Annotated in this window: 8 protein-coding genes; all 8 read left to right on the top strand. The window is 70.5% G+C overall.

Features of this window, described 5'->3' with window-relative positions:
• Positions 1 to 27: 27 nt before the first annotated feature.
• The 8 genes from ABZS58_RS44975 to ABZS58_RS44940 all read left to right on the top strand — a co-directional run bounded on the left by ABZS58_RS44975 (position 28) and on the right by ABZS58_RS44940 (position 15,861).
• A complete protein-coding gene (locus ABZS58_RS44975) occupies positions 28 to 1,827 on the top strand; it encodes a beta-L-arabinofuranosidase domain-containing protein (protein WP_354790341.1) in 1,800 nt (599 codons plus the stop codon).
• A gap of 185 nt (positions 1,828 to 2,012) precedes the next feature.
• Positions 2,013 to 3,014 carry a LacI family DNA-binding transcriptional regulator gene (locus ABZS58_RS44970; RefSeq protein ID WP_354790339.1) on the top strand — a complete coding sequence of 334 codons (1,002 nt, stop codon included), beginning with the start codon at positions 2,013 to 2,015 and terminating at the stop codon, positions 3,012 to 3,014.
• 41 nt (positions 3,015 to 3,055) lie between these two features.
• Positions 3,056 to 4,321 carry a sugar ABC transporter substrate-binding protein gene (locus ABZS58_RS44965; RefSeq protein WP_354790337.1) on the top strand — a complete coding sequence of 422 codons (1,266 nt, stop codon included), beginning with the start codon at positions 3,056 to 3,058 and terminating at the stop codon, positions 4,319 to 4,321.
• Positions 4,322 to 4,333: 12 nt separating this feature from the next.
• Positions 4,334 to 5,260, top strand: coding sequence for a sugar ABC transporter permease (locus tag ABZS58_RS44960; RefSeq protein WP_354790336.1), 927 nt, complete (start codon positions 4,334 to 4,336; stop codon positions 5,258 to 5,260).
• 1 nt (position 5,261) lies between these two features.
• Positions 5,262 to 6,041: a carbohydrate ABC transporter permease gene (locus tag ABZS58_RS44955; protein WP_354790335.1), complete on the top strand. Its 780-nt coding sequence runs from the start codon at positions 5,262 to 5,264 to the stop codon at positions 6,039 to 6,041.
• Positions 6,042 to 6,653: 612 nt separating this feature from the next.
• Positions 6,654 to 7,283, top strand: coding sequence for a hypothetical protein (locus tag ABZS58_RS44950; protein WP_354790334.1), 630 nt, complete (start codon positions 6,654 to 6,656; stop codon positions 7,281 to 7,283).
• Positions 7,280 to 12,790, top strand: coding sequence for an Ig-like domain-containing protein (locus ABZS58_RS44945; protein WP_354790333.1), 5,511 nt, complete (start codon positions 7,280 to 7,282; stop codon positions 12,788 to 12,790). The genes ABZS58_RS44950 and ABZS58_RS44945 overlap by 4 nt, the downstream gene beginning before the upstream one ends.
• Before the next feature lie 11 nt (positions 12,791 to 12,801).
• On the top strand, positions 12,802 to 15,861 hold the full coding sequence (locus tag ABZS58_RS44940; RefSeq protein WP_354790332.1) for a family 43 glycosylhydrolase: 3,060 nt from the start codon (positions 12,802 to 12,804) through the stop codon (positions 15,859 to 15,861).
• The last annotated feature ends 3 nt before the right edge of the window (positions 15,862 to 15,864 follow it).

The following is a 15,864-nucleotide window of genomic DNA, read 5'->3' as shown; positions in this document are numbered from 1 at the left end:
GCGGTGGCGGCCGTCCCAGGACCCGTTGTGCCCTCAAGCGGGGAGCTGTACCCCGTCGGACTGCACCAGGTGCAGCTCACCGGTGGGTATTGGGGTAAGCGTCAGGCGGTCATCGGCACCGCCACCATCGAGCATTGCCGCGAGTGGCTGGACCGTCTCGGCTGGACGGGCAACTTCCGCGACCCCGACGCTGCGCTGCGCCGCCGCGGGCGTGAGTTCTCCGACTCCGAGGTGTACAAGCTCGCCGAGGCGGCCAGCTGGGAGACCGGCCGGGCCGGCGGCACCGATCACACCGGCTTGCTGTCCGAGCTCGTCGCGCTCGCCGCGGGCGCCCAGGCCGCCGACGGCTACCTGCACACCGGCTACGGGCGGCCTGGCCAGCCGGAGCGGTACAGCGACTTCAATTTCGGTCACGAGCTCTACTGCGCCGGTCATCTGCTGCAGGCCGCGGTGGCCGCGCACCGCACCGGCGCCGCTCCCGAGCTGCTGCAGGTCGCCTGCCGGGTCGCCGACCACGTCTGCGAGCGCTTCGCCCAGGAGGGCTTCTGCGGGCACCCCGAGATCGAGCCCGGTCTCGTCGAGCTCTATCGGCTCACCGGCGAGCGCAGGTACCTCGACATGGCCGTCGCGTTCATCGGCCGGCGCGGGCACCGCAGCCTGCCCGAGCACGAGTTCGGATGGCGGTACTTCCAGGACGAGACCCCGATCCGTGCGGCGGAGGTGTTCGGCGGCCACGCCGTGCGAGCCCTGTACCTGGCCTGCGGCGCCGTCGACGTGGCCGTGGAGACCGGCGACGACGAGCTGCTCGCCGCGGTCGTGCGGCAGTTCGACCGCACCGTCGCCCGGCGCACCTACATCACCGGCGGGATGGGCTCGCGCCACCTCGACGAGTCCTTCGGCGACGACTTCGTGCTTCCGCCGGACCGGGCCTACTCCGAGACCTGCGCCGGCGTGGCCACCATCATGCTCGCCCACCGGCTGCTGCTGGCCACCGGCGACACCCGCTACGGCGACATCGTCGATCGGGTGCTGCACAACGTGATCGCCGCCGCGGTGGCCGACGACGGCCGCTCCTTCTTCTACGCCCACACCCTGCATCAGCGCACCCGGCCCGAGACTCCCTCGGCTGAGCATGAGCAGCTGCGCTTCGGCGGTGGCCAGCGCGCGCCGTGGTTCGAGGTGTCCTGTTGCCTGACCAACGTGTCCCGGCTCGTCGCCTCCCTGGGCACCTACTTCGTGACCGCGGCCGAGTCCGGCAACGACGCCGGTGTGCAGATCCACCAGTTCGCTCCCATGACCGTCCAGGCCGCGGGCCTGCGGCTCGAGGTCGCCACGGCGTACCCGGACAACGGCACCGTCACCGTCACCGTGGCCGAAGCACCCGCTCAGGAGCGGACGGTCACGCTGCGGGTGCCGGACTGGGCAGGTGGCGGGACCCGGGTCGAGCGACGCGTCTTCGTTCCCGGCGAGCAGATCCGCCTGGACCTGTCCGTGCGGCCTCGATGGACGTTCCCGGACCCGCGCGTGGACGCGGTGCGCGGCTGCGCCGCCGTAGAGGCGGGTCCGATCGTGATGTGCGCCGAGTCGATCGACCAGGAGGACGGCGTCGACCTCGATGAGCTGCAGGTCGACACCGGCGTCGCGCCCGAGGAGCGCGCGGTGAAGGGGCGCACCGCCGACCCGGGTGAGACCAGGTGGCCGTACGGTGACCGGCCCGTGCCGGCAGGGCATGTGCAGCCAGTCCTCGTTCCGCTCGTCCCGTATCACCGCTGGGCCCGCCGCGGCCCATCCACGATGCGCGTCTGGCTTCCCACCATCCCGTCCTGACAAGGAGGTGACGCGATGCCACACCCCCGCCGGAAATCTCGGCCGGCACTCGCGTTGACTACCGCTCTCGCCGCCGTCATGCCTCCGCCCGCAGCGACCAACGGCACCAGACGATCGGCCTCGGCGGGGCTGCTCGAGGTCAAGGCGTTCGGCTGACCATGCACACCGCCCGGAGGCCCCCGGCGATGCGGGACGTCGCTCACCTCGCCGGGGTCTCGCACCAGACCGTCTCGCGGGTGGTCAACGACCACCCCAACGTCCGGTCGCAGACCCGGGCCAGGGTCCTGGCCGCGATGCGGGCGTTGGACTATCGGCCCAACATCGCGGCCCGGACCCTGGCCACCAACCGGTCCCAGACGGTCGGCCTCGTCACCTTCAACACGACACTCTTCGGGCCCTCGTTCATGGTCCACGCCATCGAGCGGGCGGCCCGGGAGGCCGGCTACTTCGTCAGCATCGCCAGCGCCCGGGAGCCCGACGTGCCACAGGTCCGCGACGCCGTGCGGCGCCTGCGCGAGCAGGCCGTCGAGGGCATCGTCACGCTCGCGCCGGTCGCGGCGGCCTGGACGGCGCTGCGGCAGGTGCCCCTGGACGTGCCGATCGTCGGCCTCGGCATCACTGCCGAGGCCGGCGACGACTCCGAGGTCCCCATGGTGGCGATCGACAACGTCGCCGGGGCGGCCCTGGCCACCCGGCATCTGCTCGAACTCGGCCATCGCACCGTCCACCATGTCGCGGGACCGGCGAACTGGCCGGAGGCCAGAGAGCGGATGACCGGCTGGCGGACAGCGCTGGAGGACGCGGGACGCCCGGCCCCGGCACCCCTCACGAGCGACTGGAGCGCCGCGGCCGGCTATGCCGCCGGCCGGACCCTCGCGGAGCGGCCGGAGGTGACCGCGGTGTTCTGCGCCAACGACCAGGTGGCCGTCGGCGTCCTGCGCGCCTTGTACGAGGCCGGCCGCTCGGTGCCGCACGCCGTCAGCGTCGTGGGCTTCGACGACATGCCCGAGGCCCCGTACCTCCTGCCGCCGCTCACCACGGTCCGGCAGGACTTCGCCGAGCTGGGCCGGCGCAGCCTGGACCTGCTCGTCGACCAGATCTCGACGGGCTCGCGGCGGGGCGGGGAGTTCCGCTCCGCGCCGAGCCTGATCGTGCGCAGTTCCACGGCGACACCCCTTGCAATTTGAGAACGCTCACAAACAATGGATCACCTGGGAAAGGAACGATCGTGAAACGTTGGATGGGCAGCATCGTCGCTGCGACGCTCTTGCTGGGCGCCGCCGCGTGCGGTGACGACACCAAGGCCGGCACCCCGGCCGACGCGGACAGTGGCACCACGCTCAAGCTGTGGACGCGGGCCGCCACCGAGTCGCAGTCCAAGGCCTACGCGGCCGCGTACAACGCCACTCACAAGAACCAGGTCGAGGTCACCGCGTACCCGAACGAGGAGTATCCGGCCAAGCTCGCGTCCGCCGCCGGCGCCAAGGCCTTGCCGGACCTGTTCGCCTCGGACGTGGTGTTCGCGCCGCAGTACGCCTCGCAGGGGCTGTGGCTGGACATCACCGACAAGTTCAACGCGCTGCCGGTCAAGGACAAGGTCGCCCCGGCGCACGTGCGCAACGGCACGTGGAACAAGAAGAACTACGCGGTCCCGCACACCGTCGACATGTCGGTGATGCTGTACAACAAGGACCTCTTCGCCAAGGCCGGCCTCGATCCGGAGAAGCCGCCGACGACCCTGCAGGAGTTCGCCGACGACGCCCGCGCCGTGGACAAGCTCGGCGGCGACGTCAACGGCACCTACTTCGGCGGCAACTGCGGTGGCTGCAACGTGTTCACCCTGTGGCCGTCGGTGTGGGCGTCCAGCGGTGACGTGATGACCGCCGAGGGCACCGAGAGCACCGTCAACGGCAAGGCGATGGCCGACGTCTTCGCGCTGTACCGCAAGCTCTACGACGAGGGTGTGGCCGCGCCGGCGTCGAAGGACGAGGCCGGCCCGACGTGGCTCGGCGCGCTGCAGAGCGGCAAGATCGGCATCGCGCCCGGCCCGGCGGCCTGGCTCGGCCTGATCGAGGAGAAGGCGGCGTTCAAGCTCGGGATCGCCCCGATCAGCGGCATCGACGGGGGTGAGTCGACGTTCGTCGGCGGCGACGCGATCGGCATCGGTGCCACCAGCAAGCACGCCGCGCAGGCGTGGGACTTCCTGGCCTGGACCCTCGGCGACGAGGCCCAGGTGGAGGTCGTGGCCAAGAACAAGGGCGTGCCGGTGCGCACGGACCTGGCCGCCAACAAGTACTCCTCCGCCGACCCGCGGATCGTCACCATCAACAATCTCATGGCCAAGGGCCGCACGCCGTACGCGAAGAACTTCAACGTCACCTACAACGACCCGCAGAGCCCGTGGGTGACCGCGTTCCGGGGCGCGCTGTTCGGCGACGCCCGGAAATCCCTCGACGACGGCGCCACCGCGCTCACCGCCTCCCTGAAGAAGTGAAGTAGAGACGCGATGACCCTGCTCGTCGACAAGCGGCCGGCGGTCTCCCCGCCGGCCGCCCGGCCCCGCCCCCGGCGCACCCGCCGATGGGTGGGCGCGCTGTACGCCGCACCCACCGCCTTCATGGTCGGTATGTTCTTCCTCGTCCCGCTCGGCCTCGTGGCGTACATGTCGCTGCACCACTGGCCGTTGCTCGGCGCGCCAGAGCTCAACGCGCCGGAGAACTACGCCGGCATGGCCGACGACGAGCTACTCGCCACCGCGGCCTGGTTCACCCTCAAGTACACCGTCGTGGTCACGGTGTTGCTCTTCGGGCTCTCCTTCGGGCTGGCGCTGCTCGTGCAGCACCCGGGCCGGGGTGTCGGGCTGCTGCGCACCGCGTACTTCATCCCGGCCGCGGTCGGCTTCGCCAGCGCGTCCCTGCTGTTCCTGGGCCTGCTCAGCGACGAGATCGGCCCGGTCAACCGGATCCTCGAGTCGCTGGGTCTGCTGCACGGCTACGTGTCGTGGACCAGCGGCAGCTCCGGCAGCGCGCTGGGCTCCGCGGTCGGGCTCGTGCTGTGGCGCTTCGCCGGGTTCAACATGCTCATCCTGCTCACCGGCCTGCAAGCGATTCCCGTCGAGGTGTACGAGGCCGCCCGCCTCGATGGCGCCTCCCGCTGGGCGACATTCCGGCGGATCACGGTGCCGTTGATGCGCCCCACCCTCGCCCTCGTCCTCACGCTCATGGTCACCGGCTCCCTGCTCGCCTTCGACCAGTTCTGGATCCTCACCCGCGGCGGGCCCGACAACTCCACCACCTCGCTGGTGATGATCATCTACCGCAAGGCCTTCATCGAGCTCGACCTCGGATCCGCCGCGGCCATCTCCGTCGTGCTCCTCGTCGTCCTGATTCTGTTCAACGTGGTGCAGCTCGGCATGCTGCGCAGAAAGGGCTGACATGCGACGGCTCACCGGCGCCGCCCTGGCCATCCTGTTCCTGTTCCCGCTCGCCTGGAGCGCGTTCGCCTCGGTGCGCACGCCGAGCGGGTTCGGGCTGGAGAACTACGCACGGCTGTTCAACGCCGACAACGGCATCCACTTCGAGCAAGCGTTCAACTCCGTCGCCGTCAGCGTCCTCACCGTCGGCGGCACCCTGGTCGTGAGCACCCTCGGCGGCTACGCGTTCGGCCGGTTCACCTTTCCCGGCCGCGACGCGCTGTTCCTGCTCACCCTCGCGATCCTCATGGTGCCCTACGCGACCATCCTCATCGCGCTGTACGTCCTGCTGGGCTGGATCGGCCTGCAGGACTCGCTCATCGGCCTGAGTCTCGTGCTCATCATGTTCCAGCTGCCCTTCTCCGTGTTCATGATGCGCAACTCCTTCGAGGCCGTGCCCAAGGAGCTCGAGGAGGCCGCGTTGCTCGACGGCTGCGGCAGCTTCCGGGCGCTGACCCGCATCATGCTGCCCGCGGTGAAGCCGGGCCTCATCACCGTCGGGCTCTTCGCCTTCCTCACCTCGTGGAGCGAGTTCTTCGCCCCGTTGATCCTGCTCAACTCGACCGACAAGTTCACCATGATGCTCACCGTGGTGAACATGCGCACCGCCACGTTCGGCGCCATCGACTACGCCGCGCTGGAGGCCGGCGTGACATTCATGGCGGTGCCCTGCCTGGTGCTGTTCCTTGTTCTGCAGCGCAGCTACGTCCGTGGCTTCATGTCAGGCGCACTGCGCGGCTGACTCCCGGGGCACTTGACCACCCGCCGTACACCCGCCGTGCATCGGCTCGTCAACCAGGCGTCTGTTGCCATCTGTCCGCTGCCGCATGGCCGAATTGTCATCACCGTGCGGCGCGCGGCAATGCAGGCTGACTCGGGGGCGCCCTGCCGAACCGGGGGAGTTCGGCACGGTGCGGCTGATCGGCCGGCCGCGCCGCGCCACCATGTCGACGACCCGGATGCTGGCTCGGGAACGCGGCGTGGTCCGTAGGAATCGCGACGGGATCGCCGCTGCGTGCGGGCCTACCGCGCTTCGCCCCGGGCGAATCCTCCAGCCTTCACCGCCACCAGCGTGGAGCTGGGCTGCGTCCGATTAGCCCGACCTTTCCGAATTGCCGGTAAGGAGGGCATCGACAGTTCGTCACATTCATACATTTGCGTGCCTCGTCAACGGTCGCGCTGGTGGGAGCACTTCCAGGCAGGTGAGCGCTTCGACCCGAAAGCATTTCGGTTTGTAAGGACCCGAACGGCAGCTGTCCCAGGTGTAACAACCCGTAGAACGGCGGAAATCAACCGTTGACATGGTCGTAACGTGTTGCCACTCTTTCCGAAAAGGTTTTCGAGGGAGGTGTTCATGCTTCGTCGTACGCTCGTCGCCGTCGCCGCGGTCGTGGTCCTCGCAGGGTGCTCCGGGTCGCCGAAGTCTGCACCACCGCCGCCCGTCGACGGGGCCGACAGCGGCGGTCGGCTCGTCCTGTGGACCCGGTCCCAGCTCGAGGTCCAGGCGACCCTGCTCGTTGACGCGTACAACGCGACCCATACCAACCAGGTCGAGCTGGCGCTGGTGACCGGCGCCGATGTGAACGCTCGCATCGACGGCGCTGCGCAGGCCGGGGCCCTGCCCGACCTGCTCGCCGGCGGCCTGGCGGATGTGCCCGGGTGGACCGGGCGCGGGCTCTACCAGGACATCACCGGGCGAGTCGCGCGCCTGTCCTTCGCCGCTCAGCTCGACCAGCCGTCGATCCAGGCCGGGACCAGGGACGGCGCCAAGCACGCGGTGCCGTTCGTGCTCGCGAAGGACGGCGGCGACGGCATCGGCATCTCCCGCGACTCGAAGAAGGCGGACCAGGCGTGGAACTTCATCGCCTGGGTGCTCTCCGACGAGGCCCAGGTGCAAGTGCTCGCCCGCAACGGGGACGAGGTCGCGCGGGCCGACCTGAAGACGAACGAATTCACCCCCACCGAGAAAGGTGCCCGTTCGTGAGAACAGTCCGGCCAAGCGTCGCGGCCGCTGCCGCGGTCGCCGGCCTACTGCTGACCACCCTCACCCCCGTGCCGGCTCATGCCGCACCCAATACCGCCACCCCTTATCCGACGTTCACCGGCGGCGCCAACCCCGTGCCGGACGAGCGCACCGGCTACCACCCCCGCAACCAGCTCCAGGCCATCTTCGACGCCGACGTCACCGCCGGCGCCGGAGCGGGCCCGGACAACGACTTCTGGATCGACCGCATGCTCGCCCGCACGGGCAACCAGCCGGGCGGGTCGAACGGCGACGCGAACCAATACCTCTTCAGCCGCGGCCGCGCCGTGTTCATGAAGACGCACACCCCGAACGTGCTCGGCTTCGGCGGCGAGGTCGCCTACATCGAGTCGATCGCGGGCGGTCAGGGCGCCTACACCATCACCGCGTCCATCAACGGCGCCGACGTCGCGCTCACCGAGGACGTGACCCAGCGCAAGCAGACCCCGAGCTACTTCCGCACCGTCTTCAACAACACCGCGGGCGGGCTGCGCATCACCGAGACCAAGTACATCACCGACGCCAATGTCGCGGTGACCTCGGTGGACGTCGCCAGCACCAACGGTGCGGCCAAGAGCGTCACGCTCACCGCGAGCTCGGCATTCGCCAAGACCGTCGCGGGTGACAACGGCGAGCTGACCGGCGCGGTGCGCGCGTTCAACCAGCTCACCACGCTCTTCCCGCGCTTCTCCGGCGACGGCTTCGCGCCCGTGGACGGCACGCTGCGCCAGACCCTGAGCGTGCCGGCGTCCGGCGCGGTGACGACCAAGGTGCAGCTGGGCTTCATCACCAAGGAGCAGCCGGCCGCGGAGACGGAGTACACCCGCTACCGGGGCCTGACCCCGGCCGCGGCCTACAAGGAGCACGTCACCGCCTACAACCGGTGGTGGGCCGACAACGTGCCCTACCTGGACACGCCCGAGAACAACATCGACAAGACGCTGTTCTACCGCTGGTGGCTCATGCGGTACAACTTCCTCGACGCCGACCTGCCGGGCAACGACTACCAGTTCCCGACGTCGATGGAGGGCGTGCTCGGCTACAACAACGCGATCGTGCTGACCGCCGGCATGTTCGTCGACGACCTCAAGTACTTCCGTGACCCCGTCTACTCCTACGGCCCGTGGGTGTCGGCCGGCGAGGTGTCGAAGAGCTCGAAGTACGTCGACAACCCCGGCGACCCGGCGAACTGGTCCAACTCCTACACCGAGTACATCTCCGAGGCGGCCTGGCGCTCGTACCAGCTGCACGGCGGGCCGAAGGCGATCGCCCGGAACCTCGCCGGGTACGCCGAGAACGACGTGAAGGGGCTGCAGCAGGCGTACGACTTCGACGGCAACGGCCTCATCGAGTACAACTGGGGCGCCATGACCGGCAACGACGCCGACGCGGTGTCGTTCGACTGGAAGTCCGGCTACATGGACCGCGCCGAGAACGCGTACCTGTACTCCAACGCCAAGGCCGCCGCGGCCGCGTACCGCACCGCCGGCGACACGGCCAAGGCCGACGAGATGGAGGCGTTCGCCGCCCGGATCAAGGCGGCCGTGCTGCAGTACCTGTGGGAGCCCGCCCGCAGCACCCCGGACCAGATGGGGCTCTACGGCAACCTGCTCAAGCACCGCCTGGTCTCCGGCAACCAGCTCGTGCCGTGGAAGGAGATCAACAACTACTACCCGTTCTCGGTCGGGCTGATGCCGAAGCCGGGTGACGCCGACTACACGCAGCCGTACGTCGAGGCGCTGCGGCTGTTCGCGGACAGCTCCCAGTACCCGATCTTCCCGTTCACCACCGCGAACCAGGCCGACAAGGCCGCGGCCGCGGCGGCGGGCTACCCGGGCAGCAACAACTTCTCCATCATCAACTCCACGGTGACGTTCCGGATGCTGTCGTCGGTGCTGCGCGACTACCCGACGAGCTACATCGACGCCGAGTGGTACAAGAAGCTGCTGTACTGGAACGCCTGGGCGCAGTACCAGAACAACGGCGACAACCGTTACCCGGACCAGAACGAGTTCTGGGCCGACGGCTCCGCGACGGCCGGGACGATCGGCTACCGCTCCTGGATCCACCACACGATCCTGGGCGCCACCAACTTCACCGTCATCGAGGACGCGATGGGCCTGCGCCCGCGCTCGGACGCGAAGGTGGAGCTCGACCCGATCGACATCGGCTGGGACCACTTCACCGCCAACAACATCCGCTACCGCGACCGCGACCTCAGCATCGTCTGGGACGCACCCGGCGGCACGCGGTACTACGGCAACGACGTGCCGGAGGGCTACTCCGTCTACCTGGACGGGCAGCTCGCGTTCACCGCGGACAAGCTCGGCAAGCTGGTCTACGACCCGGCCACCGGCACGGTCGAGGCCGCGGCCGGCGTGCAGGTGCTGACCCACAACGCGATCGCGGTGAAGGCGCCGCAGGACGTCACCTACGCCGCCGGCGACCGCGTTGTCGACGTGATGGCCAAGGCGGGCGCCGACATCGCCCCGGCCAGCACCGGTTCGGAGAACTTCGCCCAGGGCCGCCCGGCCACCGCGACGTTCTCGGCCTCGGGCCGCGCCCCGGCCGGCGCCGTGAACGGCACGACGATCAACGAGCCGTTCTGGGGCACCGCCGGATCGCCCAACACCAGCGACTCGCTCGACATCGACCTGCAGGGCGAGCGCTCGATCGACGACGTGCGGGTGTACTTCTACAACACCACGACGACCGCGACGGTCGCCGGCTACGCGCCGCCGGCCCAGTTCACGGTGTCCTACGACGACGGCTCCGGCTGGAAGCTGGTGCCGAACGAGTTCCGGGCGCCCGCATACCCGCGCGGCAACCTCAACCAGGTCCGCTTCCCCGCGGTCAAGGCGAAGAAGCTGCGCATCACCGCGCAGCACGCCCCGGGCGCGAAGACCGGCATCAAGGAGGTCCAGGCGTTCGGCACCGGCGTGGCCGCCCCAGTGGCGGTGAACAACCCGCCGCTGGCCGACGCGTGGCTCGACTCGTCCTACAGCCAGGCCGGCTCGGCCCGCATCATCGGCCTCGCCCAGGACGACGGCGACCCGGGCTCGGCGCTCAGCTCGGCCTGGACGGTCGTCGACGCGCCCGACGGCGGCTCGGCCGCCTTCGACCCGGCCAACGCGCCGAGCACGGTGGCCCGGTTCACCAAGTCCGGCCGGTACACCCTGCGCCTGAGCGTCTCCAACGGCCAGGCGACCTCGACCAAGGACCTCGTGGTCAACGCGACCGCGCTGGCCGAGGGCGAGATCAACGTGGCGAGCACGGCGACGGCGTCGGCGAGCTTCACGGCCGGCTGGAACAACGTCAACGCGGTCAACGACGGCAAGCCCTCGCTGTTCAGCGGCGGCGTGCAGACCGACCTGTGGGCCACGTGGACCGGCAGCGAGCCGGCCACCCGCTGGCTGCAGTACGACTTCCCGTCGGCGGTGCGCGTGGACCACGCCTCGATCGACTTCTGGTCGGACAGCACCACGGGCGGCAGCGGCGTCGCGGTGCCCAAGTCGTGGAAGCTGCAGTGGTGGAACGGCACGGCCTGGCAGGACGTGACCAACCCGGCCGGCTTCGACCCGGCCGTGCGCGGGCGCACCAACCAGGTGACGTTCGACGCGGTCACCACCACCCGCCTGCGGGCCACGTTCAACGGGCTGCCCAACGCGGCCGGGACCGCCTACTCGGCGGTCGGCGTCTCCGAGTGGCGGGTCTTCGCCGCCGCCGCGAGCTCCGTCAAGGGCGTGGACGCGCGCACCCAGGCCGGCGTCGTGCCCACCCTGCCGTCCACGGTGGACGTCACCTACGCCGACGGCACCACGCTGCCGGTCGCGGTGGCGTGGGGCGCGATCGACCCGGCGAAGGTCGCGGCGGTCGGCGACTTCACGGTCTCCGGCTTCGTCGCCGGCACCACGCTCACCGCCACCGCCCACGTGTGGGTGCGCGGCCCCGACCCGGTGCAGATCAACACGATCGACCCGGTGGCGGTCGCCACGAAGGTCGGTGTCGCGCCGAAGCTGCCCACCGGGGTGAGCGTCGGGTACAACGACGGCTCGCGGCAGAGCGGCATCGCGGTCACCTGGGCGGCGATCGACCCGGCCAAGTACGCGGCGGCGAGCACCTTCGAGGTGAGCGGCCAGGTGGCCGGCACCGACAAGACGGCCACCGCGACGGTCACCGTCGGCGACGGCGGCCCGAGCGACACCGCCCCGCCGGTCGCGGTCCTTGCCGCCGACCCGGCGCCGGCCAGCGGCTGGACGACGTCGAACGTCACCGTCACCGCGACGGCGACCGACAACGCCGACCCGGCGCCGAAGATCGAGATCGCGGTCGGGACGGGGGCCTTCCAGGCGTACACCGGACCGGTCACCATCTCCGCTGAAGGCTCGACGCCGGTGAAGGCACGGGCCACCGACAAGGCGGGCAACGTCTCGCCGGTGACCGAGCGCACCGTCGGCATCGACCGCACCGCGCCGACGGCCACGGCAACCCTCGACGCCGCCAGCCGCTCGGTGACCATCACCGGCACCGACGCACTGTCGGGCATCGGGGCGGTGCAGTACCGCCTCACCGTCGGCGGCGTGGTCACCCAGGACTGGACGACGGCCAACGGCGCCGTGCCGATCGGCTCGGCGGCGACAATCGTCGACTACCGGGCCGTTGACAAGGCCGGCAACACCTCCGCCACCGGTTCGCTGCCGGTCGCGGCGGGTCAGGCGCCGGTGAACGTGGCCCGCACGGCCACCGCCTCCGCGTCCTACACCCCGGCCTGGGTCACCGCGGACAACCTCAACGACGGTGTCCAGCCGACCGGGCCGGTCGGGCCGAACACGGACGTGTGGAACACCTGGCCGCAGGTGGGCGAGCAGTGGATCCAGCTGGACTGGGCCTCGCCGGTCACCGTCGACCGTAGCCGGATCTGGTTCAGCCAGGACGTCGACGACTCCGGAGCCGGGGTCGCGCCGCCGAAGACCTGGAAGCTGCAGTACTGGACCAGCGCCGGCACCTGGGCCGACGTCGAGCAGCCCGGCGCCTACGGCACCTCCGCCACCGAGTGGAACACCGTGACGTTCAAGGCGGTCACGACCACGAAGCTGCGGGCGCTGCTCACCGCGAGCGGGACCGAGGAGGGCAAGGGCGCACCCGGCGTGCAGGAGTGGGAGGTGTACGACGTGCCGGGCAACCCGGCGCCGAAGTTCCACGTCGAGGTGCAGGCGAAGACGCAGTGCATCGCCGGCACCGCCTACGTGTCGGTCAACGTCCGCAACGCCGACGACCAGGCGCTCACCGTCGAGCTGGTCACGCCGTACGGGTCGCGGACGGTGACCGGGGTCGCCCCGGGCAAGACCGCGTACCAGTCCTTCACCGCCCGCTCCGCCACCGTGGCGGCCGGGACGGCAACGGTGAAGGTCACCGGCACCGGCGGAAGCATGGAGATCACTGCCCCCTACACCGCCTCCAGCTGCTAGGAAGGCAAACCTTGAGACCGCTCCGCATGATCGCGGTCGCCGGTCTGGTGCTGGCCGGGCTGCTCGTCAGCCCGGCCGGTCCGGCCCACGCCGCGGATTCGTACACCTTCACCCACCAGGGCAACCCGATCCTCGCCGACGGCACCTACTACTCGGCCGACCCGGCCCCGCTCGTCGCCGGCGACCAGCTGTACATCTACACCGGCCACGACCAGGCCGGCCCCACCACCAACGACTTCCAGATGAACGAGTGGGGCACGTTCCGCACCGGCGACGTCCAGAGTGGACAGTGGACCCACTTCCCGTCGCTGGCCCGCCCCGAGACCCTGTTCAGCTGGGCCACGGCCGGTCGCGCCTACGCCGGCCAGGTGGTCCAGGGCCCTGATGAGCGCTACTACTGGTACCTGCCGGTCAGCGAGCGCGTCAGCACCGCCGCCGACAAGTTCGCCATCGGCCTGGCGGTGTCCGACAGCCCGACCGGGCCGTGGACCGACTACCTCGGCGGCCCGCTCATCTCGCAGCGGGTCCCGGCGGTCAACGACATCCAGAACATCGACCCGACCGTCTTCGTCGAGAACGGCCACGTCTACGTCTACTGGGGCACCTTCGGCCAGCTGCGGGTGCTCGAGTACCAGGCGGACATGAAGACGCCGGTCGGCACCCAGAGGTCCGTCACGGGCCTCACCGGGTTCTTCGAGGCGCCGTGGCTGTTCGCCCGCAACGGCACGTACTACCTGGCGTACGCCGGCAACAACGCCGGTCCGACCTCGTTGTGCACCCCGGCGAACTACCACGCCTGCATCGCCTACGCGACGTCGTCCTCGCCGACCGGCCCGTGGACCTACCGCGGCACGGTGCTCGCGCCGGTGTCGTCGACCACCAGCCACCCGGGCATCGTCCAGTTCAACGGGCAGTGGTACATCACGTACCACACGGCCGACGCGGTCGGCGGCGGGCACTTCCGCCGCTCGGTCGCGATCGACAAGGTGGAGTGGGACGACACCCAGTCGCCGCCGCGGATGAAGATGGTCGTGCAGACGCCGGTGAAGCAGCGCGACCGCACCCCGCGGGCGAACATCGCCCAGGAGGCCAAGGTCACCGTCTCCAACGACCCCGTGCCGACGCAGTACTGGGTGAAGGCCCTCAACGACGAGATCGTGCGCGCCAACCCGCTCCCACCGGACATGTGGGGCACGTGGACCGGGAGCAACCCGGCGCAGCAGTGGGTGCAGTACACCTGGGACCAGCCGATGCGCATCGCGGGTTCGCAGATCGACTTCTGGAACGACCAGCCGCAGGGCAGCGGCGTCGGCGTCGCCGCGCCGGCCAAGTGGAAGATCCAGTACTGGAACCTCGGCACGGGGCAGTGGGCCGACGTGCCGAACCCGAGCGGGTACCCGACGTCGACGGCGGGCTTCCAGAACACCACCTTCGATCCGGTCACCACCACGCAGGTGCGGGCGATCTTCGACGCCTCGACCAACGGCAGCACCTGCTCGGCCGTCGCCGTCGAGGAGTGGAAGGTCCTCGCCGCGCAGCCGGCGTCCGCCACCGCCCCGGCGATCACGGTCGAGGTCGGCGAGACCGATGTGCCCGGCACCGTGCCGGTAACGTTCGGCGCCGAGACGCTGCAGGTGCCGGTCTACTGGGACCCGGTCACCGCGGCCGACGTCGCCGAGCCGCACCAGTTCACCGTCAAGGGATCCGTGCTCGGCTACGCGGCCGGCCAGGTCTCGGCCACGGTGACCGTGGTCTCGCCCGGCGACACCGCCGGCGACGTGACCGCGCCGACGCTGACGCTCACCCCGAGCGGCAGCGCGGGCACCGGTGGCTGGTTCCGCTCCGCGGTCAAGGTCCGGGTCGCGGCGGTCGACGACCGCGGTGGACGGATGACGATCGAGTCCAAGGTGGACGGTGGCGCGGCGGCCAGTGCGTCGCCGGTGCGGTACACCGACGTCACCGTCGCCGGTGACGGGCAGCACACCGTGAGCGCCACGGCGACGGACCGGGCCGGCAACACCTCGGCCGCGGCCACGCTGCCGGTGCGCGTCGACGCTACGGCGCCCGTCAGCACGGGTACCGTCGATGCCGCCGCGAGAAGGGTCAGCGTCACGGCGAGCGACGCCACCTCGGGCGTGGCCCGTATCGAGTACACCGTCGACACCGGGGCGTGGGCCACGTACACCGGGCCGATCGCGGCGCCGGACTCGAACAAGCACACGGTGTCGTTCCGGGCGCTGGACAACGCCGGCAACCTCGAGACGGCGAAGACGGCCACGATCGCCGCCGACCTGTCCGGTCCGCTGTCGGGCAACGTCGCGCCGATCGCGATCCCGACGGCGTCGTACACCGCCTCCTGGAACAGCGTCGCCGCGCTCAACGACAACGCCGACCCCGCCGGCCCGGCCCAGGCCCAGATCTGGGGCACGTGGTCCGGCACCCGGCCGGCGGCGCAGTGGGTGCAGTACGACTGGGCGCGGCCGATCCGGCTCACCGGCGCCGAGCTCAAGTTCTGGAAGGACGCCAACCGCGGCACCGGTGACGGCGTGGCGGAGCCCGACGGGTGGAAGCTGCAGTACTGGGACGGCACTGCCTGGCAGGACGTGTCCGGCGGGTCCGCCTACGGCACCTCCACGACGGCGTTCAACACCGTGAGCTTCACCCCGGTGACGACCTCGCGGCTGCGCGCCACGATCAGCGCCAACGGCAACGGCACCACCTACTCGGCGGTCGCCGTCACCGAGTGGCGCGTCTTCGCCGACGATCCCGGCACCGCCCCGGTCACCGTGCCGGTCACGGTGACCGTCCAGCCGCGCTGCATCGCCGGCAAGGCGTACCTCGCCGTGCAGGCCCGCAACGACCACGACTCGGCGGTCGACATCGCCGTCGAGACCGCCTACGGCGACCGGGCCTTCGCCGCCGTCGCCCCCGGCGCCAACGCCTACCAGTCCTTCGCGGTCCGTGCCGCGCCGGTCCCGGCCGGCACCGTCACCGTCCGTGCCACCGGCACCGTCGGCGGCAAGAACGTCACCACCCCCATCACCGCCGACTACGGCACCCTCACCTGTTAGGAG

The sequence above is a fragment of the Dactylosporangium sp. NPDC005555 genome (assembly GCF_040605635.1).
Lineage (GTDB): Bacteria > Actinomycetota > Actinomycetes > Mycobacteriales > Micromonosporaceae > Dactylosporangium.
This window is presented reverse-complemented; position numbering and strand designations above follow the sequence as displayed.